The following is a 25221-nucleotide window of genomic DNA, read 5'->3' on the forward strand; positions in this document are numbered from 1 at the left end:
ACCCCCGCTATAATTAACTCAGCAGGAAGAGACAAGCCCGGCCCATCGCCGGGACTTTTCATTTAACCCAAGCTAAAATCAAGTACTGACTAGCTACAGACCAAAGTCCGGACTTAGGTTCTTTCTTTTGAAGACTTTAGTACTTAAGTATGGGGGAGGGGGATACCACACCAAAGATGACGCAGACCGCAGGCTTCCCCACCACCTTCAACGACTTCCTCGGCAACTCCAGTGCCATCGAGCACCTGCGCACCGCCATGGCCGCCGGTCGCCTGCCGCACTCGCTCATCCTCGCCGGACCCAGCGGAGCCGGAAAGTACACCCTCGCCCTCATGCTGGCCATGGCGGTCGAGTGCGAGCGCCAGCCCCGCGACCTCTGGTCCAACGGCCAGTCCCTCGCCAGCTTCTGCGGAGTCTGCCACAACTGCACCCGCATCGCCTCTGCCGCCAACCTCGAAGAAGAGGTCGATAAAGCCGTAGCCGCCCGCGAAGAACTCCGCGACGCCGACAAAAAAGATACCCGCGTCCTAGTCCAGCCTCATCCCGACGTTCTCATCATCCCTCCCGACCCGCCGCAGCTCCTCATCAAACTCGGACAGGTCCGCTCCGTTATCCAGCGCTCGCACTACCTTCCCTCCGAAGCGCCCAGGAAGATCTTCATCCTCACCGCCGCCAGCTTCATGAAAGAAGCGGCCAACTCCCTGCTCAAAGTCCTCGAAGAGCCGCCCGAAACTGTCCACATCATCATTCTGGCCGAAAACCCCGGCGAACTGTTGCCCACCATTCGCTCCCGCTGCGCCACCGTTCGTCTCGGCGCACTGCCAGTCGAAGAGATCGAGATGCTGCTCGCCGACCGTCGCCCCGACGTTCCCGCCAAACAGCGCACTCTCATCGCCCGCCTCGCTCAAGGAGCCGCTGGCAAAGCCCTCGGCTTCGACCTCGCCGCCTACACCGCCGCGCGAGCCGACGCTCTCCTGCTCCTCCGCAACGCCGCCAGCGAGCCCGATCACACCGCTCTCTTCAAGATGACCGAGACCTATCGCGCCGGAGCCGAAGGCCAGCATAAGACCACCGCTCTGCTGCGCTCCCTATCGCTTCTGCTCGAAGACCTTCTCCTGCTCGGAGCCGGAACGCCCGAGCTCATCCGCAACACCGACCTTCGACCCGAACTCGACCGCCTCTCGCAGACCCTCTCCTTCCAGTGGATCGAAGGCGCGGCCCGCGGCCTCGATCAGGTCTACAGCGGCCTCCGCCGCAACCTGCTTCGCTCGCTCTCCCTCGACGCCTTCGCCGGACAACTAGCCCTCTCAGCCCGATGACACTTCGCCTTCAACCCTCCGAGGTCGAGCAAGCCGCAAAGATCCTTCGCGAAGGCGGCACAGTGGCCTTCCCCACCGAAACCGTCTACGGCCTCGGAGCCAACGCGCTAGACGAAGCAGCCATAGCAAAAATCTTCGCTGCCAAAGCCCGCCCTTCTTGGGACCCTCTGATCGTCCACGTCAGCGATCAAAAGATGCTAGCAAAGGTAGCTATATCAACACCTCAAGCACATAATCTCATCCAACGCTTTTGGCCGGGCCCGCTAACACTGCTCCTGCCGCGAACCCCAGAAGTTCCCGACGCAATCACCGCCGGAAGACCTCTGATCGGCGTGCGAATGCCATCGCATCCGCTCGCGCTCGCCCTCATTCGCGCCGCCGGAGTTCCCATCGCCGCGCCCAGCGCCAACCGCTTCGGACACACCAGTCCAACCACAGCCGATCACGTCCTCGAAGACCTCGACGGCCGCATCGACGCCATCCTCGACGGCGGCCCAACAACAGTCGGAGTCGAATCCACCGTCCTCGATCCTAACCAAAGCCCCATGCTGATCTATCGCCCCGGAGCGATCACACCCGAGATGATCGAGCAGGTCGCCGGCCCCGTTCGCATCTTCCAACCCATCGCTGCCCAGCAGGAAAATCCAGCCAGCCTTCCCTCACCCGGCGTTGGAATCCGTCACTACGCGCCTCGCGCAAAGCTCATCCTCGTAACCAGCGAAGAGGAGTTGCACCAGCAGGAAGAACGGCACGCAGGAGAAAAAATCGGAGTTCTGCTCCCGCAAGGCTGGACACTAAAGCCTTCCACAGAAGTCTTCCCTTGGGCCTCGTGGGAAGACGGAGAAGCCTTGGCCCAGCGTCTCTTCGCTGGCCTGCGCGACCTCGACACCCGCGGCGTCACCACCATCCTCTGTCCGCTACCCGAAGCCAGCGGAGTCGGCCTCGCCATCCGCGACCGCCTCGAAAAAGCGGCGCGCACCAAGTAGCTCGTATACTCAACCCATGCAAAGCGCAGAGATCGAACTCAAATTCCCCATCTCCGATCCCGCCGCACTTCAGGCCCGTCTTCCCCAACTTGGCTTCCATCTCGACACACCACGCACCTTCGAGCACAACACCCTCTACGACACGCCCACCCGCGACCTCCGCGCAAAAAAACAGCTCCTTCGCATCCGCCAGTACGGTGAACTCTGTACCGTCACCCACAAGCGCCAGCCTGATCGTGCCTCCATCGACACCACCCGCTACAAGATCCGCATCGAGACCGAAACCACCGTCGCCGACGGCCCCGCACTCTCTGAGATCTTCCAGCAACTCGGCTACGCTCCTGTCTTTACCTACGAAAAGTTTCGGACCGAGTGGTCCCACAACCCCGAACGCTCCGCCCATCTCGTCATCGACGAGACCCCTATCGGCAACTACGTCGAGCTCGAAGGCCCTCCCGAATGGATCGACCGAACTCTCGCCGAGCTGAAGATCGACTCCGCCACCTGCATCACCGACAGCTACGGCACGCTCTTCCTCAACTGGAAGCAGCGCACCGGCAGCCCCGCCGAAGACCTCACCTTCGCCGCTATCTCTACCCCGGTCCTCACTCCCCGCTAAAGCTCTCGCCATCTCCGCCGATACAACCTCTGTACCCCGGAGGTTTTACTTGGCAGTCTCATTCCGTTCTTCGCGCCCCCTTCTCGTCGTAGGAAGTCTCTTCCTCTGCGCCGGAGCCGCCTTTGCCGGCAACGTCCATCGAGCCGTTGTTACCCGTGTCGCCCCCAGTTACCCCGAACTCGCGCGCCGCATGCACGTCGGCGGCACCGTCGTTCTTATGGTCACCGTCCAGCCCGACGGTGCCGTTTTGAAGACCAAGGTCGAGTCAGGCCATCCCCTGTTGGCCGCCGCCGCAGAGGACGCAGTCAAGCGCTGGCGCTTCGAGCCCGGCCCCGACACCTCCGAGTCCGAGATCGAAGTCAACTTCAAAAGCGACCTACAGTAGCCACTCCCCACCGGCGACCACCGTACAGGTAAGGACCATCATGAAACTTGAATCCAAGCTCGGCCTCAGCACCGGCTTTCTCATCATCGCCATGTTCCTCAGCGCCTATACGGCGCATGTCCGTATCGAAGAGGCCAACCACCTCTCCGATGTCGTCACCACCAGCCGCCTTCCCATCATCATGGGTAGCCGCGATGTCGACTCACACCTCACCCGCACCATCAGCAGCCTTGAGTCCTACATGCTCTTCGGCCTCGACCCAGCTACCTCAGCCAGCTTCCGCGAGGCGCGCAAGCAGCAGTTTGAGATGGCCGAAGCAGCCGTAGCCAAGCTTAGCCAGGACAGCACCCACTTCGATCTCGGTGCCGACTCCTCGCGCCTCGCCATGCTGGAATCCGGGCTGGCAAGGCTCAAGCCGCTCGAAGAAAAAGTCGAAGCGCTCAACGAGACCAAGACCTCGCAGGGCACCGCGCAGGCTTATGACACGCTGCAGAACCAGATTCTGCCGCTCGAAAGATCGTTATTCACCACGGTGACCGACCTGGCCCAGTCGCAGATGTCGCAGACCAACGAAGAGCTTGTTCAACTGCGCCGCGCCAACCGCTCCACGCTGCTGACGCTCTGGCTGGCGACCATCTTCGGCGCGATCGTCGGCGGCCTCATCTCCACGTTCCTTGCACGCCGCATTACCAAAGGCGTCGACCTCGTCGCCGAACGCGCCAACGCCATTGCTGCCGGTGACCTTACCGGTGACGCGCTCGACTTGAAGAGTCAGGACCAAATCGGCTCGCTCGCCACCGCCATGCAGCAGATGCAGACCAGCCTCAGCAGCATCATCGGCACCGTGGTCCATACCTCCGGCTCGCTTACTGGCAGCGCGGCTTCCATGCGCACGGCCAGCGACCAGATCCACCGCCGCATCGACCAGCAGAGCCAGCAGACACAACAGGCTGCAACCGCAATGCAGGAGATGTCCGCCTCGATCGCCGAGGTCTCGCGGCATACACAATCCGCCGCCGAGACCGCACGCAACGCTGCCGAGACCGCACGCGACGGTGGCACCATCGTCAAAGAAGTGCTGGGCAACATGCACTCCATCGCTACCGCCGTCAGGGATACCTCATCCACGGTAACGCTCCTCGGCGACGATTCCCGGCGCATCAGCCAGATCGTCACCGTCATCGACGAGATTGCCCGCAAGACCAACCTGCTTGCCCTCAACGCAGCCATCGAAGCCGCACGCGCCGGAGATCAGGGTCGTGGCTTCGCCGTGGTCGCCGGAGAGGTCCGCCGCCTCGCCGAGAGTACCGCGCAGGCTACCGGCGAGATTGCCAGCATGATTCAGGGCATTCAAGACCGCACCCGCACCGCGATTGCCAGCATGGAGAGCGGCACGGAGACGGTGCAGCAAGGCGTCGTCACCACCACGCAGGCTGGAGAGGCGCTCGAAAAAATCATCGGCATGGCAGAGCGCGTCGACCGCATGATCGCGCAGATCGCCATCGCAGCCTCGCAACAGGCTGCCGCAGCGGACCAGTCAAGCGCAAGCCTCGACTCCATCCACTCGCTCAGCCACGAGAACCTTACCGAGATGGCAACCACGGCAGCGGGCATCGAATCGCTGCGCAGCACCGCTGTCGCACTCGAGCAACAGGTCGACCGCTTCCGGCTTCAGTCTCCCGCAGACTCGCGGCTGATGCGCTCCCCCAAAACGTCGGAGATGCATCCCGCCGCCACTTTCCAACCCGCATAACCTATCCCAAACGCTTTGGGGGTCCGCACAATGCGGACCCCATTTTTTTGCTCGGCATTTTTTTTGCGATTGCCCTTGATTTCTTACCACAACCGCACGTCATCTCGACCGAAGCGCAGCGAAGTGGAGAGACCCCTGTATTTGTCTTCCCTCAACAGAGCAGCAAGTCTTAGAAAGCGGCCAGCTCTTCCATCGCCCGGTACAGATCATCCGGCTGCGGCAGAATCACATCCTCGAGAATTGGCTGATAGGCCACAAACGTATCCATCGCAGCCACACGTCTCACCGGAGCATCAAGATCGTGGAACAACTCATCTCCGATCCGCGCGGCGATCTCGGCACCATATCCCCAGCTCATCATGTCCTCATGCGCGACGATCACGCGATTCGTCTTACGCACGCTCTCCGCAATCGTCTCCCAATCATAAGGAGAGAGGCTGCGCAGATCAATTAACTCGACATCCACGCCCTTTTCGCGATGCAGCTTCTGCGCTGCCTGCAACGCACGCGGCACCACGGCACCATAGGTAACAACGGTGAGGTCTTTGCCCGGACGCACAATATTCGCTTTGCCGAACGGGATACAGTAGTCCGGCCCAGGATAAGCGGCGCGCCCATAGGTCTCGCGGTACAGCCGCTTGTGCTCCAGAAACAGCACGGGATCGTCGCATCGGATCGCCGTTCGCAGCAGCCCCAGCGCATCGAGAGCATTCGACGGCATCACCACGCGCACTCCCGGCGTATGCGTAAAGATGCTCTCGCCGGACTGCGAGTGATAGATCGCCCCTGTAATATAGCCGCCAATCGGAACCCGGATCACCATCGGGCAATTGAATCCGCCATTCGACCGCCACCGTATCACCGACAGCTCATTGCGCATCTGGTGCATCGCGGGCCAGATGTAGTCGAAGAACTGAATCTCGACCACGGGCTTCAATCCGCGCACCGCCATGCCGATGGCGCGGCCAACGATGTTCGCCTCCGCCAGCGGCGAGTTCCAGCAACGATCGTTGCCAAACTCTCTCTGTAGGCCGGACGTCAGCTTGAAGACGCCGCCCTTGCCCTTGATCTCGCCCGCACGCATGGCCTGATCGCGTGTCGCATCGGCGACGTCTTCGCCGAAGACCACGATCCTTTCGTCGCGCCGCATCTCGTCTTTCAGGCAGGTGTTGATCAGGTCGGCCATCGTCCGCTCGACCTGCTCTTTGGAGTCGGCCGCCACAGGAGGCTTTGACGCAAAGCGCACATCCGTAGGCTTCAAATCCTCCGAATAAACATGACGCAGAATCGCCTCTCGCGTGGTGACCGGAGGCGCGCCAGCTATTGCGCGGTCTGCCGCCCGCAGCACCTCTTCATCGACCTCCCGCTCCAATCGGTTGATCCCCTCAGCATCGAGAATTCCCTCGCGCAGAAGCCACACCTGCATCTTCGAGATCGGGTCGCGCAGCGCATCCGCATCGATCTCCGCGCGCGCGCGATAGTCGCGCTCATCCTCGCTCATCGAGTGCGAGTAAGGCCGCACGACATGCCCATGCACCAACGCCGGGCCATGTCCGGCGCGGCAATAGGCCACCGCCTCCACCATCGCCTTATAGCTGGCAATGGGATCGGTGCCGTCAATCTCGGCAAAGTGGAAGTTGGGAAAATTCGCGATCAGCCGCGAGATATTTCCGCCGGGAGTATTCGCCTCCACCGGCGTCGAGATCGCATAGCCGTTGTCCTCGACCACGTACACGACGGGCAGCTTGCCGTTGCTCGCCGTGTTCAGCGACTCCCAAAACTCGCCCTGGCTCGTCGAGCCTTCGCCGATCGAGACATACACCACCTCGTCGCCATGGAACGTCACATCCTTGAACTCGCGGTAGTCGCCCTCGTGCTTGGCCGCGGCTTCAGGGTGATGCGAAAAATATCGTCCCGCCTCGGCACAGCCGATGGCATGGAGGCACTGCGTCGCGGTCGCCGATGACGGCGTCACCACGTTGAGCTTTCGGCTCGTCCAATGCGAAGGCATCTGGCGTCCACCGCTGGCCGTGTCGTCGCCGGAACCGACCGCCTGCAACAACTGCTCTTCCACCGTATTGCCCAAAGCCAGGCAGATCGCACGGTCGCGGTAGTACGGAAAGAACCAGTCGTACCCCGGCTTCATCGCCATCCCAGCAGCCACCAGCAAAGCCTCATGGCCCGCACACGAGATTTGGAAGAACGTCTTCTGCTGCCGTTTCAGGACAATTTCACGATCGTCCGTCCGCCGCGACAGGTACATCAGTCGATAGAACTGTATCAACTGCTCAGGCGTCAGTTCCCCTTCCGCCACCTTTTTTTCAACCGAATTGGACACCATGTTCCGAGCCATCGTAGATTGCCTCTGTCAAGCAGTGATTGTACTGTTTTGAGCCTGCTTTATTCCATCCCACACATCGGGGCCGCCTCTCATCAAGGCGGCCCCGGTGTCAAGCAATGTAACAGAATTCAAACAAAGAGCGGCGCAAGCACCAGCGTAATCGTAGCCAGCAGCTTGATCAGCACATGCAGGCTTGGTCCCGCCGTGTCCTTGAAGGGATCGCCAACCGTATCTCCAACAATCGAAGCCTTGTGCGCCTCCGACTTCTTGCCGCCATATTGCCCGGTCTCGATGAACTTCTTCGCGTTGTCCCAGGCTCCGCCGCCGTTGTTCATCAGCATCGCCAGCAGAATTCCGGCAATCGTTCCCACCATCAGCAGCCCGGCAACCGACTCCGCTCCAGCAAGGTTCACCGGAATCCCCCCAATCGCAGGCACCGGCAGAATCGTTCCCGGAGCATAGATCTCGGACGTCGCCTGATAGCTCGCACTGAAGTGCCGGAAGATCAATCCCACCGCAACCGGCATGCAAACCACCAGCAGCCCCGGCATCACCATCTCTTTCAGAGCCGCCCCGGTCACGATGTGGACGCATCGCCCATAGTCCGGCTTCGAAGTTCCGGCCATGATCCCCGGATTCTCCTTGAACTGATCGCGAACATCCTTCACGACCATCTGCGCCGTGCGTCCGACTGCCTTGATTGCCATCGAGCTAAAGAGATACGTCAGCATCGCTCCCAGCAGCGCGCCGACGAACACGGGCACCTGTGCAAGATTGATGTTCGTGAAGCTCCACCCCGGCGGCATATACCCGCCTGCAAGATGGACCTTGTCCGTCACGATGACCTTGATCTCCTCTAGATAAGCCGAGAACAGCAGAAACGCCGCCAGCGAAGCCGAGCCAATCGCATAGCCCTTAGTCAGCGCCTTGGTCGTGTTTCCCGCCGAGTCCAGCTTGTCCGTCCGCTCGCGAATCGACTCCGGCTGGTTCGACATCTCGATAATCCCGCCAGCATTATCCGTGATTGGCCCAAACGTATCCATCGCCAGAATGTAGGCCGCACAGCTCAACATTCCCATGGTCGCGAGCGCCGTCCCATAGATTCCCTTTGCGTAATCGGTAATGCCTGCGACGTCACCCAGGCCCTGCACGCCGAAGTAGTAGCTCAACAGCAGCGCCGCCGAGATCACAATCACCGGAAGCGCAGGCGTCTCCATGCCCACGGCCAGCCCGCTGATGATGTTCGTCGCAGGTCCGGTCAGCGAAGCGGCGGCAATCGACTGTACCGGTCTGTAGCGCGACTCCGTGTAGTACTCCGTAATCCACACAAACAGGAAGGATGTGATCAACCCAACCACGCCGCAGCCCAGCAGCCACAGCGGCTTCACCATCGGTCCATCGAGCATCGTATACACCGCGATGGCAAATCCAGCCAGAGCTACGACCGAGGTCAGATAGAAGCCGCGATTCAGCGCCCGCATCGGATCTTCCGTCTCGTTCGCACTCACGACGAAGACCCCAGCGATACTCGCAATCAAATTAATCGCAAGGACAATCAGCGGAAACAGGATTCCCTTCACACCAAACACCGGATAGAGCGCCGCACCCAGAATCATTGCGCCCACATTCTCCGCTGCGGTCGATTCAAAGATGTCCGCGCCGCGGCCAGCGCAGTCGCCCACGTTATCGCCCACAAGGTCCGCGATGACCGCGGGGTTGCGCGGATCATCTTCCGGAATCCCAGCCTCTACCTTGCCTACAAGGTCCGCGCCGACATCCGCAGCCTTGGTATAAATTCCGCCACCCAACTGCGCGAACAACGCCACCAACGAAGCCCCGAATCCAAATCCAACCAGTTGATACGGAACCGTCTGCGGATGCGACAACCCGCCGAACAGAAGAAACAGCGCCCCTACGCCGATCAGCGAAAGCGCTACCACCACCAACCCAGTCACCGCGCCGCCACGCAACGCGATCTGCAGCGCCTTGTTCAAACTCCCACGCGCTGCCGAGGCCGTCCGAATATTTGCGCGAATCGAAACATACATCCCTGTATAGCCAGCCAGCCCCGAGCACACCGCACCCACCAGAAAACTGATCACCGTCTTCATCGCAAACGGAGCCGTTCGCGCAGACATGTGATATCCCGCAAACAGCAGGATCGCCAGAACGACCGCGATTGCTCCGATGGTCCTGTACTGGCGTTTTAGAAACGCCTCGGCGCCTTCACGAATCGCGTTCGAGATCGACTGCATCTCCGGAGTTCCCGAATCGCAGCTAAGTACATGCCGTGCCAGCATCCAGGCTGCAAGCAGCGCCAGCACACCGACGGCTATCGCCATCCAGAGGCAAACAGCCCCGCCATCGCCCGAAATGCCAGCGGATGAGGCTGGAACTTGCACCTGAACGACCACACCCAGAAGGCTTACTACGTCCATGCAAAGGTCTCCTTAGAACTTCAATCTGCAACCAGCTTCACAAAGGCGGCCATTAGAGCATGTGCAATCCAACAGGGTCAATGCACCACGCAGTGAGCATTCCCAAAGCCTCTTCCTCCGCGCGGTAAACCAAAGTAACAGTACGCTCCAATCAAACGCTAGTCTTTCTTCCGCGACGTGCCGATGCAGACATCAACGCAACTGCGAGGTGCATCGTTGTCCGGTCTCAGCAATACCCCTCTCACCCACGACGGCATCACCAGGACAGCGTCTCCGCGCCCATCCGGCATTGCGCTGTCAATGGCCATTCTTCTGCTCCTCCTCTCGCCTCAACTTCACGCACAAGCCGCAACCGCTCCCATCGTTCCCAACCGCTATATCGTCGTCTATCGCAACCATGCCATCCCGATCGATGCAGAAACAAGCACCCGTACCGCCGGGGCTCGCCTGCTTCATCGCAACGAGCGTCTGGGCATCGCCGCCGCCCAATCCCTCGCCGCGACCACTCCTGTCCGCGCCCACAGCAGCCTCGCCGCAGCGCAAAGCGATGCCGAAACGATGCGCCGTCTGGCCGCACAACCCGATGTCCAGTACGTCCTGCACGATCGCATCGTGACCGCCGACCGGCTTACCCTCAAACAGGCGGTCCCAGCCACCTTCAGTGTCATTATTGGTTCAACCACCCAACCTGAAACTTACGATTCCTTCTACACCTCATCCCCCCAGGGCTGGGCCGTCCAGCAGGTAGGCGGCTATGGCAACAACGTTCCCGGAGGCCCTGCTCACGGCCCCTGGGACACCACCATGGGCAAGGGCGTCCGCATCGCCATCCTCGACAGTGGCGTTGACGAAGACCACCCCGACATCGCCCCCAATCTCGATCTAAACCTCAGTGAAATCGATCAGGCGGACTACCCCAGCCCCTGTGACGACGGCACACCTCAAGACCAGGACGGCCACGGCACCTGGACCGCCTCGCTTGCCGCCGGAGCCCTCGGTCCCGGCACCGGAGAGGTCATCGGCGTCGCCCCCGCAGCGACCCTGCTCAACATCAAGGTTCTCCAGCGCATGCCCGACACCAGCGCAGGAAGTAGCGCTTCTATCTCCGACCAATGCACGAGCGGTCAGGCCAGTGGTTTATTAAGTTGGGTCTTGCAAGGCATCGAAGACGCCATCGACAATCATGCCGACACCATCTCCCTTTCCATTGGAGCCACCGTCGATCTCACCACCGGAGAAGGGGCCGGGCTAAAGGCAGCCTTCGATCAGGTCACCAGCGACGCCGCCCAGACAGGCATCGTTGTCGTAGCCTCGGCAGGCAACGACGGCCTCGATCTCTCCAACCCGCGCTACGCCGAGCTTCCGGCACAGTCCAGCGGTGTGCTCGCCATCGAAGCCTCCACCAACCCCAACTGCGCTCAGAATACTGCCGCCGGAGCCACCTGCACGCCCGGCCCCATCGCACTCGCCTACTACAACAATTACGGAGCTCCATTCAACGCCCTCGCCGCCCCCGGAGGCAGCTACCCCGAAGGCGGCGACCTCGCCGTCAGTGGGTGGGTACGCGGAGCCTGCAGCTCCGGCAAACCCTCCACCCTCGACGGGCCGCCGACAGACAGCTCCCACAGCTTCGGCTGTTTCAGCTTTGGCCATACGCCTTACGTGCAGGCCATCGGCACCAGCGCCTCCGCACCTCTCGCCGCCGGTGCGGCTGCGCTGCTGCGTGCCGCACATCCGAACTGGACCGCCGCCGCCATCATCGCCACCCTGCGCGCCACCGCAACTTCCTCCGCCTCGCTGCCCGTCCCCCAGATCAACGCCGCAGCCGCCCTGGCAGTTCCTTAAAGCTGCTAATCCTAAATAACGAACGTCATCTCGACCGAAGCTAAGCGAAGTGGAGAGACCTCTGTATTTCGCCGTTGTCCTTGACGTTGTCTGTTCTTTATCTCCACACCCATAATCTGCACTGACAGCTTGAACAATCCTTATTCCTTCATCCGCTCTTTCACGCTATGGGCGAGCTTCTCAATCTCATCGGCTTTTTTAATCACGTCCAATGAAAGAACATCCTTATTCGTCTTGTCCACATCCTGCTTAAGTTGTGTTGCCAGGGCCAGCAGCTTGTCCGTATCCTCTACCAGCTTCTTCTGGCGATCGCTGTTGCGCGACCGGGCCTGTTGTTCCTGCATCTGCGGCGACACAGACGGCCCCATGGGAGGCATCTCCGGGCCCTGACGTGCTGGGGATGCCTGCTGATCTGACGGAACCTGCGGAGTCATTTGTCCCTTGCAAAGAATTCCCGAAGCCCCTATCAAAAAAACAATGCCAATCGCCGCCGTACGAAGAAGTTTCATACCGCCCCCTCATCTCACGATCCCCTGTGGAATTGCATCCTATTATTTCTGGGCAAATTGCATCCTATCTACAGCTCAAGCATTCTGTTATAGAAGCTCCAGTAATTCTGATCGATAACAGTCAGTCACGAAAGCGAGACGCCACAATCATGCTCCTCCAGGCACTGCCACTGCAAGACGAACGCATCTCCAAAGTCCTCGCGCAAGACTGGCACGACGATGTCATCAATTTTGTCAGCAAAGATTTGCCCCGTCTTGTCTTCATCCTTGTTCTAGCATTCATCCTGCAACGAATTGTCCTGTTCTTCGTCAACCGGATGCGTCTTCGCGCCGACAGGCAGATAGGCAACGCCCAGCGCGCCGCCCAGCTTCGTACCGTGGCGGCCATCGTCAGGGCTACTTCTTATAGCCTGATTGGTTTCATCGTCCTTCTGCATGTGCTGTCGGTCTTCGACATCAATCTCATGCCCTTGCTCGGCTCTGCCGCCGTCCTCGGTGTCGGCATCGGCCTCGGTGCGCAGTCCATCTTCAAGGACATGCTCAATGGCATCTTCATCCTCGTGGAAGATCAGTACAACGTAGGCGAAGTCGTAAAAATCGCCGGACTTCAGGGCACTGTCGAAGACCTTACCCTGCGCCTCACCCGCGTCCGCGACAGCGACGGCACCCTCTATATTGTCCCCAATAGCCAGATCGCCACAGTATCGAACCTCTCCCGCGACTACTCCCTTGCCACGCTCAACGTCAGCGTCGATGCCAGCGCCAATCCCGATAAAGTCATCGCCGTCCTCCGCGCCGTCGCCACCAGCGTCCGCAACGACTCCGCGTTCCGAGATATCGCCATCGCCGATCCCAATATCCTCGGCGTCGACAAGATCGAAGGCCGAGCCGTCACCTATCCCGTCCAGATCCGCGTTCGCGCCAACCAGCGCGATCCTATCCTCCGCGAGTTGCGCCGCCGCATCATCATCGCCTTTGAGAAGGAAGGCATCCCGCTGGGCAACGATCCCGCCAACATGCTGATCCTGCGCGCACCCAACCCCACCGCACCACCCGCGCAGCAGCCCCTCATCGGCAGCTAGAGGGTACAGACCGGAGGAAATGATGAAGGTAATGCAAACCGTCGTTACCGCAAGCGGTCTGATGCTGCAAGCCTCCGAACATCCCGTGCCAACGCCGGGTCCCGGAGAAGTGCTCCTTCGCGTGCGCGCAGCCGGAGTCATCACGGCAGAGCTGCTCTGGCAACCGACGACGCACAAAGCCGATGGATCACCACGAACCAACGCCATCCCCACGCATGAGTTCTCAGGCGACATCGCAGCGTGCGGCGAAGGCGTTAGCTCATTCTCCAAAGGACAAGCCATCTACGGCATGAACGACTGGTATCAGGAGGGCGCGCTCGCCGAATTCACCGTCGCCCCAGCCACATCCATCGCTCTGCGGCCAAAATCACTATCGTACGAGCAAGCAGCCACCGTACCCATCGGAGCCCTCACTGCATGGCAGGCGCTCACCACGCAAGGCCATCTCCAGCCGCAGCAGCGCGTGCTGATTCACGGCGGAGCAGGCGGCGTCGGCTTCTTTGCCGTGCAGTTCGCAAAGTCGCTCGGCGCCTACGTCATCGCAACGGCATCTCAAGACACCGTTCCATTTGTCGAAGGCCTCGGTGCCGATCAGGTATTCGACTATCGCGCCACCCGGTTCGATCAGGAACTCCGCGATATCGACCTCGTCGTCGATACCGTAGGCGGCGAGATGCTTGCCCGCTCCTGGAGCGTCCTTCGTGCTGGCGGACGCGTCGTAACAGCCGTATCCAGCATCCCGGACGACGCTCCACAAAAAATCAAGGACGCTTTTTTTCTCGTTCACCCCGACGGCAAACGGCTGGACGAGATCGCCAGCCTTCTCGATGCCGGAAAGCTACAGACCTTTGTGAAGACGGTCGTGCCCTTGCAAGAGGCCGAACAGGCATACAACCCATCCCTTCCATCTGCCCTGAGATACGGAAAAACCGTAGTCGCCGTAGCTCCCTGAGCTATTCGCTGTTCTCAGCTCCAGCGTGCCCAGCACGGTCGTCTTCTCCGCGCCAAGCACGGTCGTCTTCTCCGCGCCAAGCACGCTGCTCATCACCACCAGTATCCAATTACGCCCCCTATAACGCATGATTCATCGCCGCGATCAACTCATCCACCGTGCGCACCGGAGGCAGGCAACCTCTCCCCGTGCAGATCACCGCAACACTTCCATCATTGATTCCAGGCAGATGCGGTAGCGTCTCAGCCAGCGCTGGAGGCAGAGCGCTCAACTGCTCCCTGCGCAGCCGAACCACGCTCTTGTTCACCGCATACCGGGCCAGCGCCACCGCTTCCAGCCGCCGCGCCTCATCGTCGTCGCCGATCACGCAGACCTGCACCGTCCCCAGCAACAGCCGCTGCAAAGCCAGACCGTAGCTCGCGGCATAGAGCCCGAAGTGCTCCACCACGCCAGCAAATGTCTCCAGCGTCTCCAGCGCCATCACCGCATACTCCTCGCGGTCATTCAGCGCCGCCAGCCGCAACAGCAAAGCCGCCGCCACAGGGTTCGCAGCAGGCGTCGGAGAATCCTGCAATGGCTTACGCCGCGTTACCAGAGCGCCCAGCCGGACCTCTCCCTCCGCCGGAGCTTCGGTATCGAAGAACGCCAGCCCCGTCTTGTCATGGAACCGCGCCACCGCGCTCGCCGTAATCTCTTCGGCAGCCGTGTAATAGCGCAACTCCCCAGTAGCCTCCCACGCATCGAGAGCAGCGTGCCCCACAAATACATAGTCATCGAGCACCCCGGCCACACGCGCAGCACTACCGCCACTCTCGCCATACGCCACCACATGCGCCATGCCCTTGCCTGCATCCCACGCCTCGCGCAGCACACGGTCCAGCGACTTCAGCGCGAATGCTTTCACCTCCGGCAGATCGAGCACACGCCCCGCCTCAAGATAAGCAGAGATCATCATCCCGTTCCACGCCACATAAACTGTCTTGTCTACATAAGGAGTGGGCCGTTCCAGCCGCGCCGCATATAGCTTCTTCTTCGCCGAAGCCAACCGCTCCCGCGCCACCTCCACCGTCACATTATTCGCTCGCGCCACATCCTCCAGCGTCACCCGAACATGCAGCACGTTCTTCAGCGGATCGTGATGCATGTCACCAATCTCGCCGATGTCGTAATACGCGCCCGCAACAGCCAACTCCTCTGCAGTGAGAACCGCATCCGCTTCATTGCGAGTCCACGTAAAGTAATCGCCGTCATCCTCAAGCGAAAAGTCGGCATCCTGCGAAGCATAAAATCCGCCCTGCTCGCGGTCGCTCAGCCACTCATCGATCCACAGGATCATCTCCCGCGCCACCCGCGCAGACTCCGGCTCGACAAATGTCTGGTACGCATGAACATAGTTCTTCAACAATTCGCTGTTGTCATAGGCCATCTTCTCGAAGTGCGGCACCACCCATCCCTCATCGACCGAGTAGCGATGAAATCCGCCCGCAAGATGGTCATAGATTCCCCCCTGCGCCATCTTCTGCAACGTCACCATCGCCGCCGTCTTTGCAGCCTCATTTCCCCCGCCTCGCGAAGCCGTATCCAGCAGCAGATCGATCGCCCCCGAATGAGGAAACTTCGGCTGCGATCCAAAACCACCCGACCGCGGATCGAACTGCTTCACCGCCGATTCCACCAGCTTCTGCACCAGCTCTGGCCCCGGATTCCCTGCCCGTCCCATGAACGATTCGTTATGCTCAATCGCCGCAATCACGCTCGCCGCTGACTCATTCACCTGATCGCGCTGCTTCTCAAACGCCTCCGCCATCGTCAGCAGCACCCGCTGAAAACCCGGCCGGCCATGCTGGTCCTGAGGCGGAAAATAAGTCCCTCCAAAGTAAGGCTTGCCATCAGGCGTAAGAAACGCGGTCAACGGCCACCCGCCCTGTCCACTGATCGACGACACTGCCGCCTGATAGCGCGCATCCACATCGGGCCGCTCATCGCGGTCCACCTTCACCGGAATGAAATGTTCATTGATGACCTTCGCGGTCTCCGCATTCTCATACGACTCGCGATCCATCACATGACACCAGTGGCACCACACCGCGCCAATATCCAGCAGAATCGGCTTGTCCTCAGCCTGCGCCTTTGCGAACGCTGCCTCACCCCACTCCTGCCAATCCACCGGTTGATGCATCGCTGACCGCAGATAGGCCGAAGCCGCCCGCTCCAAAGAATTCTTCTTCTCGCTCATACCTAAAGTCTAGAGCACCACGAAGGTCTCTCTATAAACCGCTCCTCAATATGCGAATTTATTTCCTAAACTCGCTCGCCATCCCGTTGCCAGGTGGCAAATTCCTTCTCAAAATTGATCCCATTTTGCATATCGCAGAAAGCATCTCAGCAAATAGCTCCATTAAGTCATAACTCCACTTCGCGAGGCCTGCGTATGCGCTATTCCCCGCTTTTATCTTCCTTAGCCCTCTTGGGTGTCTTGGTGATATCTGCCTCGGCCCATGCTGACACCTTCAACTTCTCCGCCACCGGTTCCTCCGGCCCATTCAGCGGATCAGGAGTTTTAACCGCATCCCCTCAGGGCGGCGGCGAATACCTGATCACCGACATCACTGGCACCGGCGTCACCGGTTTGACCGCACCCGGTGGCTTCAACGGAAATGACAACCTGCTCTTCCCTTCAGCAACGCCAACCCTCGATTCCCACGGCTTCAGCTTCACCGAGATCAACGGCCCCGACCACTACGATGTGAATATCTTCAACGACGGCAGCGGCTACTTCGCCTATCTCGATGACGAGGACAACTTCACCCAAACCGTTCCCGTAACCTTTTCAGTGGCTACGGCAGCAACGCCGGAACCCTCCACCTTTATTCTTCTGGGCACAGGAATCCTGGGCCTGGCAGGCGCAACGCGGCGCAAACTCTTTCCCGCGTCCTAAAGAGGAGCCTCCATCACAAAGGCTGCCTTGCAAAAGGCAGCCTCTTTTTTGCGACCTCAACCATGGCGAACTCCGATCAACGCCACCAGTCCGAGCGCACCTCAGTCCCCTGCACCACCTCTGTCGGACGCCCCGGTTCCGGCATCCATAGCAGGATCTCCTGCTGCGCGGCGAGCTCCAGCAATCTCTCTGTCGGCTGTCTCCATCCATGCAGCGCCAGGTCGAACAGCCCCCAGTGGATCGGCATCATCAACCCTTTGCCGCCCATCGCTGCAAAAGCGCGGGCTGCACCGTCCGGCCCCAGGTGAATCTCTGCCCACAGCTCGTGGAAGGCCCCAATCTCCAGCATCGTCAGATCGAATGGCCCATAGGTCGCTCCGATCTCGGCAAAGCCGTCCCACCACCCCGAGTCCGCACCAAAGTAAACCTTGTGCGCCGCACTCTTCAGCACAAACGCGGACCACAACGTCTCGAACCGGTTGCCCATCTTCCTGCCAGAGAAGTGGCGAGCAGGCACCGCCGTAATCTCAAGCGCTCCGTCGGCAACCGTTACACTTTCGGTCCAGTCCAACTCCGATATCCGCTCTCTCTCCACACCGAACCGCTGCAAGATCCCGCCAACGCCCAGCGAGGTCACCCAGCGCGCCTGCTTCATCGAATCCATTCGCGACAGCTTGCGAATCGTCGTCTCTCCCAGATGGTCGTAGTGATCATGCGACACCAGGGCTACATCGATGCGGGGGAGCTGCTCCAACAACAACGGCGCCGCGAAAAATCGCTTCGGTCCGGCCCATTGCACCGGAGACGCCCTCTCATCCCAAACTGGATCGATCAACACATTGGTTCCGTCAATCTCAACCAGCACGGACGAGTGCCCCATCCACGTCACCCGCAGTCCACTCGCCGGAGGCAGCCGATACGTCTCCACCTCCGTCTTGAACGGTCCAAGAGGCTGCCGAGGCACCTTCTCTTCTTTGTTTCTTATATAGAGCGGGAGCACCTTCAGGATCGTGCTCCACTCTCCCACACTGGTCAGCACAGGGTTCAGAAACTTCTGTCCCGATCGTCTCGCGTTCTGCAACATCGTCATATCTGATTCGATGCTCTCATCGACCGTCAGTCGATTCTTATTTCGAAGATGGCCAGCCTGCCCCAACTTCGTTTGATTGAGCTTAACAAAAAAGAGGGTCCGGAAATCCGGACCCTCTCCACTCCACCTCTTACTGAGCAGGCGGAGCGGGATTCTCTACAATCGGCTTCGCCGTAGCCGGGGGCTTGGGGGCCGTCAACCCCGGAATCACCGGAGCCTGCGCCACATCGCCCTTCGCCACGTCCGTAATGCTGATGCCGTACTTGTCCAGCGTGTTCGAGAGAAGCTGCGACAACGCCGCCCTGTCCTTCGCATAGACCGCTGTGTCCGAGATCAGCGTGTTTACCGCAACCGCAAGGTTCCGCTCCTGCTGTAGCACGTTGGCCGAGGTCGAAGCGCCCAGCTTGTACTTCTTCTGCTCGGCATCGAGGCTCTGCAGCGCATAGTCCTGCCCTGCCTGCGCCGCCTTCACCTGCGCCCGGTCATTGGTCAATGCATATTGTCCGTTGATGACGTTGATCCGGACCTGCGTATAAAGCTGTTGCAAACGCATCTGCGACTGCCGATACTCCATCTGCGACCGTGCCTGATCGGCTTGCGCCGTCCGGTTGCGCAGCGTAATCGTGATGTTCACGCCAACGCCCTTGTCCGGGCTCGAACTGTCGAACATGCTGCCAAACGTATTTCTATAACTGATCGGCGCCATCGGCGGGCACGGTGCGGTGGGATCGCTGAAGTTGCAAATCTGCGTCGGATTCTGAGCACCGCCAAGTCCGCTTCCACCGTAGAACGCATACGCATCCACGGTCGGCAGCAAGCCGTTCTTCTCTGCCTTAATGGTGATTTCGTTGTTCTTCATATTCAGCACGGCCTGTTCGATCTGAGGATTATCGGTGAAAGCCTGTTTCACCAGGTCTTCCACGGACATATCTTCCTCAGGCAGACGGTCAAGGCTCACACGGTCCGTTGGAATGACCGGTGCGCTCGAAAGCTGCGGGTCGTTCAAGTTCCGCGCAATCGCCTGCTTCATAATCAACTGCTGATACTCCAGGTTCGACTGCGAAGCGACCAGCGCCTGCTTATCGGTTGCCACAGCGGCATCGGAGTTCACCACGTCCAGCGGTGCCAACGTTCCGATCTCCAACTGCTTCCGGTTGTCCGAGGTCAGTTGCGTGCTCTGCGCCAACGCCCGTTCCTTCGCCTGCTCATCTTCATACGCGCTCACCAGCCCCCAGTAGATGTTCTCCACTTGGTTGACCGTATACAAAAGCTGCTGCCGGAAGGCCGAGTCAGTAATCCTGCGGTTGTTCTTCGCCTGTATGACAAAGCGCCCATTGATCCCCCAGCCAAACCCCTGCAACAGATGTTGGGTCGCGGTTGCGCGGAAGCTGGAATTCAATTGCGGGCTATAGCTTGAAAACGGATTATCCGTCGTGACCCGGGTATTATCGAAGGTCACGTTTAACAAAGTTCCTGTAACAAAACCCTGCTGGTATGCGAAGTTGTAAGTCCCCGTGTCCGTCGTCAACTGGGGAAGGCCACCGCTGAACAGCGTATTGCTCTGCTGCTGCTTCAGGTCCTCATACTCCAGTTGTCCAGTCAACACCGGGTCGCGCAGTTCAGGAGCCGGGCCTCCGCCGTTCGTGGTCAACACCAGGCCCGAAGCGCCCGCGCCGGCCCCGCCAGCCGCAGCCGAGGTTCCACCCGGCCCGCCGCCCGACGTCACCGTCGTACCCGAACCGCCGATCGTGTTCGTCACGATGCCTGCCGGAGCACCAAGCAACGACGAGCCAGCCTTCGCCCGCAGAATATCCGTATCTGCTATGTCGAGATTAAGCCGCGCAATCGCGATATCGTAGTTGTTCTCCAGCGCCAGCGTCACTGCGTCCGACAGGCTTAGATAGATCTTGCCGTCCCGCATCAGCGCGTCCAGGTTCGACGTATTCTCCAGCCGAGTCTCAGGCACATTGGTCGCCGTATAAGGTGCAAGCGGGTTCCAGAAGTGGCTCTTCGGCTGCGAGTAGTCATGGCTCGTGCCCCGCAGAAAGAGCGGCTCGGTCAGCTTCGGCTGCGGAGCCTGCGGCAATCCGGGCCTCCCGGTCGTGTCGTTCACCACCGTCTGTGGCGTCGCCGGTGCGGTAGGATTCGTCTGTTGCGCCAGTCCTAGTTGCGTATTCACGCTCATCAGCAACAGTCCAATACTCGCTGCCGCCTGCATGTCCCTTAATCTCACGATGGCTCTCCAACTCTTCCCTGGCTCGTTCGCCAGCTCTTCCCCCGGCGCTGCCCTTTTGCACAGGCAACTGCTCCGGAGTCCTTCAACCCTCAGCAACCCGGCAAAAATCCACAGGGCTACCCTCTACTTCCAACTTTTCCAATTCACTTAAGACGCGCCGCCGGTTCCACTCGATTCTTAAAGAAAGCTAAAGCCTTGATTCGGCAAACCGGACATGGGCAGTAATACGCACCCATCTGCCGCTTCGTTCCCGGCACCTGCCAAATCTTTGCCTGATTTTCAACTGGCCAAGTATACCAACCCCATTTCCGCCCTGAAACACAAACCTTTTAGGCCGGTAGAATCATCCCAATCCAAATGACCCCCTCGCTGCCCCTCTCGACCGAAGGCAGCGCTTTTGCCACCGTAGCGGAGAGGCGGCCGTATTTTGCCTTTGCAGGCTCTTATTCCGATCCACCAGAAACAATTTCTAAAGCCCCAACTCGCTCAACCCCGGATGTCCATCCGGACGCCGTCCAATCGGCCAGTGAAACAGCCGCTCCGACTCCAAAATCGGCACATCGTTGATGCTCGCATGACGAACCTTCATCAACCCCTTCTCATCGAACTCCCAGTTCTCATTCCCATAAGAACGAAACCAGTCACCCTCCACATCGTGCGACTCATACGCAAACCGCACCGCAATCCGGTCAACATCAAACGCCCAAAGTTCCTTGATCAGCCGATACTCCAGCTCCTTGCCCCACTTGCGCGCCAGAAACTCGACGATCTGCTCCCGGCCGGTAACGAACTCCGACCGGTTCCGCCATCGGCTGTCCACGCTGTAGGCCAGCGAAACCCGCTGCGGGTCCCGCGAATTCCATCCATCTTCTGCCAGCCGGACCTTCTGGATCGCAATCTCATGTGTAAACGGCGGTACAAGTGCGACATTCGCTGCCATAACATCCCTCCCCAAAGAACTCTTCTTTCCCCCATCCTAGAGCCTGTTTCTCTTCGTCGTATTTGTTGGCCGCCTGAAAACTCGAATTCAGCCAGCGCAACTCCAGGTGATATTCTCAATCGCACTACCCATCCCGGTAGAATTCATTCGCTGTTGCAGCAAGGAGATTCAGTCATGGGCTTTTTGGAAGATGCAGAAAAAATCGCGGGAGCTGTGGTCGCAGTCGAAGGGGCCAAGAAGTTGGATCCGAATGCATCGATCCTGACCGAAGGCGCGGCAGCCGTTGCCGGCTTTGAAGGTGCCGGAGCCATCGCTGATCACTTTGAAAAAAAGGACGACAATAACGGCTAACCAAGCCAGGGCTATATCCCATCCATATCCTGCATCGTTGCGTTCTCCGCGACAGCTTGGGATATGTCGATCGAGGAGCCTCAATCTGTTCTGAAAAAGAGAAGCGGCAACAGCGGACTCGCTGTTGCCGCTTCTCTTTCTATACCATCTTGTCTTTGTCGCAGCGAGAAGGTGGCAGCATGAGCGCGTCGAAGATCCGATTCGCCACCATCTTCAAAGTATGGTCGGTCAGAAGATTGGGCATCAGCCTCGTTTCAACCGCAAGAGCGGTCAACAAGGGATGCAGCGCCTGAATCGCCACCGAGCGATTCAGGCTATCAGGTCCCTCCCCCGGTGACCCGAGAAGTCCGATAAGCTCTTTCTCCCGGCTTCCCGGTATCACCTCGTCAAAATATCTCTGAAGTTTCTCTTTGGATTCCGGATGACGAATTGCAAAGAGTTTGAACTCCAGAAAAAGCAGCGCCCATGCCGGGTCTTCGGTCAGCCTCAGGTAAAACTGCCGAAAAGCTTCAAGATTTTCTTCGGTACCTGTCGATCTCGCAAGCATCTCCGCCATCTGCGTTCTGTAGCCCTTTGTACGCTGTTCGATCAGCGCAAGAAAGATGTCTTCCTTGCTCTTGAAATGAGCGTAGATCGCCCCTTTTGTACGACCGGCAAGCGACGCAATTTCGCCCAGCTCCGCCCCCTCATATCCGTCCCGCACAAAGATCGTCTCCGCGGACTGCAGCAACAGCTCTCGCGTCTCTTTGGTCCTGAGCTCGTGTTTATTAATTTTCTTATCCGTCATCTTTGGTTCCTATCCTAAATCTCCGGGCAAAAGGTATCGGCACTAAAATCTTATGTTCGGGCCTGTGTCTGCAATCGCTCCAATTCGCGGACCCTCGCCCGCAACTCTTCATTGCGAGAGAGCAGGTCACAGGTGATCTCCTGAAGCCTCTTGAGACGATGTCTCAATTCGATCTCAGAACGCTCGTTCTCAAAGTCATCATCTCTCATGGTCGACATCCATCTTCCCGTTCCGGTAATGGCGTCATGCGAAATCAATCCTCGCGTCGATGGCCCACTTCCACGCGAGGATCGATTCACAAAGCCCTTTCAGAGATGCCGGTTCAAGACTGCATCAACAAACTGTCCATCACGGAATGGCCCTGTCTTTCATGACGCGCTTTCAAGGATGCCTCCGCAGCAGGCATTGCTCGTCGCCGACTTTAAAAGAGTGCTGTCAGCACTATTGTTCAGCGCTTTAGAGTATTTTTTGGCAAGCTTTTTGGCGACAGTGGTAGCGACATTAGTGCTCTCTGTCTCTCCACGCACGGTCGCTTTAATCTGCTCCTGCATCTTAACTCTGCCTAAAGGATCGGTTACGGTGACCTCGAACTTCATCTGGGTCGTGCTCACGAAGAAACCGACTGGCCCCAAAATGGCTCGCTTGACTTCGCTTCCCCGCTGAAACCCGCTGATCGAGAGTTGCATCGTCTCCTGTGGGCATCCCAGTTGGGCATTGTTCTCTCCGTCACGAAACACATGGTTGATTTCTTTTACCTGTTGAAGCTGGTGAAGAAGGCGTTCGTAGACGAGCGTGCGATACGCGGCAGGCACTTCCACCTGGTTCCAGATCGGCGTCAGGAGAAGCACACTATGTGGGCGCACAGAACTACCCTGGCACAGGTTGTTTTGAGGTTCTTGGGCAACAATCGGCGTCTTGGCAAAACTCTCCAGCGCGCGGGCCGCTTCATTTGCTGGCAAAAAGAAGACGGCTCCATGATGTCCGCCCCGGTCATCGGTAAACTCTACCGTCAACAGATCGACCCGATGGTGCATCACCATCGCCGCGGCAACTCCGCCGCCGTCTGGGATGACTGCTCTCAGAATCTGCCCCTTTTTACCCCATAGTTCCACCCTCTCGTCGCCTGCACTCACCGAGACGACCGAGTTCCTCGGAATCATGGCTCTGCTGGCTTTTCCCGTAAAACTGAGCCCGGCCGCCGACAAGGTCAAACTTCCCTTGTCCTTGGGCTTGGCGTCAGGAAAACCATAGATATGCTGGACACCACCTGAGGTCCATTCGACTGCCTGAGACTGTGGGTCATCGGCCTTTGGGCCAGGTTGGGTTGAGGCGGCTTTCACCGGATAAACAGCAAACAAAAGAACATGAACAGAAAACAGCAAGGTAGCGCCGGTCAGAGTTCTCACAAAGTCACCTCTTTATAAAATACCTACTGGTAGGTATATATATTACTCAAACAAAGATTGCAATAAAAATCCCTAACCGTCCATCATTTCTTGCATGTCCTTGCCGTAAACCGAAGAACCTATCGCCCCAGGCTGCTCTGTCATTCGTACGATCAGCTTCAACCGTGCGGTAGTTCGCTCTCAGAACCTGTCTAACAAACTCTAAAAGTTTCATCGAAACTCAAAAACTACGTCATCTCGACCGAAGCCGCGCAGTTTATCGCACGGCGCAGTGGACAAGCGCTTATGGCCTTCCCCGTTCCTGCCAAACCGGACGCCGGGGGCATCGCTTGGCAGATCAACATAATTTTTCTCAACCCCCAACCTGGCCGTGCTACGATTTCGCGAACTTCAAAGTGTCTCGACTCAAGCGTTTAGACATTGGGCCCCGTCACTCAAATCAAAACTGAGGTGTAGAAATATGCCACTCTCGAAACGTGCAGCAGCAGAGTTCTTCGGTACCTTCTGGCTGGTCTTTGGAGGCTGCGGCAGCGCAGTCATCGCTGCAGCCTATCCCCAGCTCGGCATCGGCTTTGTCGGAGTCGCGCTGGCCTTTGGCCTTACCCTGCTGACCATGGCCTTCGCCATCGGCCATATCTCAGGCTGCCATCTGAATCCCGCCGTATCCATTGGCCTGTACGTCGGCAAGCGCTTCGCTGCCCGCGATCTGCTGCCGTATATCATCGCCCAGGTGGCGGGCGGAATCGCCGCTTCCGGAGTGCTTTACCTGATCGCCAGCGGCAAAGAGGGCTTTAGCCTCGCCGGCGGATTTGCCTCGAACGGATACGGCGCCCACTCGCCCGATCACTATTCGCTGGCTGCCTGCTTTATTGCAGAGGTCGTGCTCACGGCATTCTTCCTTCTGGTCATCCTCGGCTCGACCGACGAACGCGCACCCAAAGGCTTCGCGCCCATCGCGATTGGCCTGTGCCTGACGTTGATCCACCTGATTAGCATCCCCATCACCAATACTTCGGTCAACCCTGCTCGCAGCACGGGGCCCGCTTTGTTTGTCGGCGGATGGGCGACCAGCCAGCTTTGGCTGTTCTGGGTAGCGCCGATCCTTGGGGCTATCATTGGCGGGCTTATCTCGAACTTCTTCTTCGCCACGCCGCAGGAGCCAGTGCGCGAAGAGATGGCACGAGGGTAGAAAAGGTCAGCCGCTGAGTGAGCCCATCCCTTAGCGGCTAAAACCACATGACAAT

20 protein-coding genes are annotated in these 25221 nt (G+C 59.1%); 11 read left to right on the plus strand and 9 right to left on the minus strand.

All coding sequences use genetic code 11. The features are described 5' to 3' along the window. Window positions 1-176: 176 nt before the first annotated feature. The 5 genes from GSQ81_RS00290 to GSQ81_RS00310 are packed head-to-tail and all read left to right on the plus strand — an operon-like array spanning window position 177 to window position 5062. The gene (locus GSQ81_RS00290; protein WP_158908764.1) at window positions 177-1319 is read left to right on the plus strand and encodes an ATP-binding protein; all 1143 of its coding nucleotides are present in this window, start codon (window positions 177-179) and stop codon (window positions 1317-1319) included. Then, on the plus strand, window positions 1316-2305 hold the full coding sequence (locus GSQ81_RS00295) for an L-threonylcarbamoyladenylate synthase (RefSeq protein ID WP_158908765.1): 990 nt from the start codon (window positions 1316-1318) through the stop codon (window positions 2303-2305). The genes GSQ81_RS00290 and GSQ81_RS00295 overlap by 4 nt, the downstream gene beginning before the upstream one ends. A 16-nt stretch (window positions 2306-2321) precedes the next feature. After that, the gene (locus GSQ81_RS00300; protein WP_158908766.1) at window positions 2322-2924 is read left to right on the plus strand and encodes a class IV adenylate cyclase; all 603 of its coding nucleotides are present in this window, start codon (window positions 2322-2324) and stop codon (window positions 2922-2924) included. Window positions 2925-2973: 49 nt separating this feature from the next. Then, window positions 2974-3309, plus strand: a complete 336-nt coding sequence (locus tag GSQ81_RS00305; RefSeq protein ID WP_158908767.1) for an energy transducer TonB — start codon at window positions 2974-2976, stop codon at window positions 3307-3309. A gap of 40 nt (window positions 3310-3349) precedes the next feature. Continuing rightward, complete coding sequence (locus GSQ81_RS00310; protein WP_158908768.1) at window positions 3350-5062, plus strand: methyl-accepting chemotaxis protein; 1713 nt, start codon at window positions 3350-3352, stop codon at window positions 5060-5062. Window positions 5063-5231: 169 nt separating this feature from the next. Here GSQ81_RS00310 and GSQ81_RS00315 read toward each other — a convergent pair whose 3' ends face one another. Both GSQ81_RS00315 and GSQ81_RS00320 read right to left on the minus strand, forming a co-directional pair. After that, window positions 5232-7415, minus strand: coding sequence for a thiamine pyrophosphate-dependent enzyme (locus GSQ81_RS00315; RefSeq protein ID WP_158908769.1), 2184 nt, complete (start codon window positions 7413-7415; stop codon window positions 5232-5234). 116 nt (window positions 7416-7531) lie between these two features. Further along, window positions 7532-9841, minus strand: coding sequence for a sodium-translocating pyrophosphatase (locus tag GSQ81_RS00320; RefSeq protein WP_158908770.1), 2310 nt, complete (start codon window positions 9839-9841; stop codon window positions 7532-7534). Window positions 9842-10024: 183 nt separating this feature from the next. Here GSQ81_RS00320 and GSQ81_RS00325 point away from each other — a divergent pair, with 183 nt between their 5' ends. Next, entirely contained in the window at window positions 10025-11686 is a 1662-nt protein-coding gene (locus tag GSQ81_RS00325) for a S8 family serine peptidase (RefSeq protein ID WP_158908771.1), read from the plus strand. Between the two features lie 140 nt (window positions 11687-11826). On the opposite strand, the gene GSQ81_RS00330 is transcribed toward GSQ81_RS00325, so the two are convergent. Beyond that, window positions 11827-12195: a hypothetical protein gene (locus tag GSQ81_RS00330; protein WP_158908772.1), complete on the minus strand. Its 369-nt coding sequence runs from the start codon at window positions 12193-12195 to the stop codon at window positions 11827-11829. 149 nt (window positions 12196-12344) lie between these two features. On the opposite strand from GSQ81_RS00330, the gene GSQ81_RS00335 reads away from it, so the two are divergent. Both GSQ81_RS00335 and GSQ81_RS00340 read left to right on the plus strand, forming a co-directional pair. Beyond that, window positions 12345-13277, plus strand: a complete 933-nt coding sequence (locus tag GSQ81_RS00335; RefSeq protein WP_158908773.1) for a mechanosensitive ion channel family protein — start codon at window positions 12345-12347, stop codon at window positions 13275-13277. Window positions 13278-13308: 31 nt separating this feature from the next. After that, window positions 13309-14229 (plus strand): NADP-dependent oxidoreductase, encoded by a 921-nt coding sequence (locus tag GSQ81_RS00340; protein ID WP_254059902.1) that lies wholly within the window; start codon window positions 13309-13311, stop codon window positions 14227-14229. 118 nt (window positions 14230-14347) lie between these two features. Here the strand turns inward: GSQ81_RS00340 and GSQ81_RS00345 are convergent, their stop codons facing one another. Next, on the minus strand, window positions 14348-16465 hold the full coding sequence (locus GSQ81_RS00345) for a thioredoxin domain-containing protein (protein ID WP_158908774.1): 2118 nt from the start codon (window positions 16463-16465) through the stop codon (window positions 14348-14350). 243 nt (window positions 16466-16708) lie between these two features. On the opposite strand from GSQ81_RS00345, the gene GSQ81_RS00350 reads away from it, so the two are divergent. Further along, window positions 16709-17167 (plus strand): PEP-CTERM sorting domain-containing protein, encoded by a 459-nt coding sequence (locus GSQ81_RS00350; RefSeq protein ID WP_254059903.1) that lies wholly within the window; start codon window positions 16709-16711, stop codon window positions 17165-17167. Window positions 17168-17243: 76 nt separating this feature from the next. Here GSQ81_RS00350 and GSQ81_RS00355 read toward each other — a convergent pair whose 3' ends face one another. The 3 genes from GSQ81_RS00355 to GSQ81_RS00365 all read right to left on the minus strand — a co-directional run bounded on the left by GSQ81_RS00355 (window position 17244) and on the right by GSQ81_RS00365 (window position 21433). Continuing rightward, window positions 17244-18251, minus strand: coding sequence for an MBL fold metallo-hydrolase (locus GSQ81_RS00355; RefSeq protein ID WP_254059904.1), 1008 nt, complete (start codon window positions 18249-18251; stop codon window positions 17244-17246). A gap of 136 nt (window positions 18252-18387) precedes the next feature. Next, window positions 18388-20475 (minus strand): TolC family protein, encoded by a 2088-nt coding sequence (locus GSQ81_RS00360; RefSeq protein WP_158909822.1) that lies wholly within the window; start codon window positions 20473-20475, stop codon window positions 18388-18390. A 487-nt stretch (window positions 20476-20962) separates the two neighbouring features. Next, a complete protein-coding gene (locus tag GSQ81_RS00365) occupies window positions 20963-21433 on the minus strand; it encodes a nuclear transport factor 2 family protein (RefSeq protein WP_158908777.1) in 471 nt (156 codons plus the stop codon). A gap of 174 nt (window positions 21434-21607) precedes the next feature. Here GSQ81_RS00365 and GSQ81_RS19685 point away from each other — a divergent pair, with 174 nt between their 5' ends. Next, the gene (locus GSQ81_RS19685) at window positions 21608-21784 is read left to right on the plus strand and encodes a hypothetical protein (protein ID WP_174237920.1); all 177 of its coding nucleotides are present in this window, start codon (window positions 21608-21610) and stop codon (window positions 21782-21784) included. 139 nt (window positions 21785-21923) lie between these two features. Here GSQ81_RS19685 and GSQ81_RS00370 read toward each other — a convergent pair whose 3' ends face one another. Both GSQ81_RS00370 and GSQ81_RS00375 read right to left on the minus strand, forming a co-directional pair. After that, window positions 21924-22571, minus strand: coding sequence for a TetR/AcrR family transcriptional regulator (locus GSQ81_RS00370; RefSeq protein WP_158908778.1), 648 nt, complete (start codon window positions 22569-22571; stop codon window positions 21924-21926). Between the two features lie 368 nt (window positions 22572-22939). Continuing rightward, window positions 22940-23953, minus strand: coding sequence for a hypothetical protein (locus GSQ81_RS00375; RefSeq protein ID WP_158908779.1), 1014 nt, complete (start codon window positions 23951-23953; stop codon window positions 22940-22942). 484 nt (window positions 23954-24437) lie between these two features. Here GSQ81_RS00375 and aqpZ point away from each other — a divergent pair, with 484 nt between their 5' ends. Next, complete coding sequence (gene aqpZ / locus GSQ81_RS00380; RefSeq protein ID WP_158908780.1) at window positions 24438-25166, plus strand: aquaporin Z; 729 nt, start codon at window positions 24438-24440, stop codon at window positions 25164-25166. Window positions 25167-25221: the final 55 nt, after the last annotated feature.

Origin of the sequence: Granulicella sp. L56, assembly GCF_009765835.1 — a bacterium.
GTDB lineage: Bacteria > Acidobacteriota > Terriglobia > Terriglobales > Acidobacteriaceae > Edaphobacter.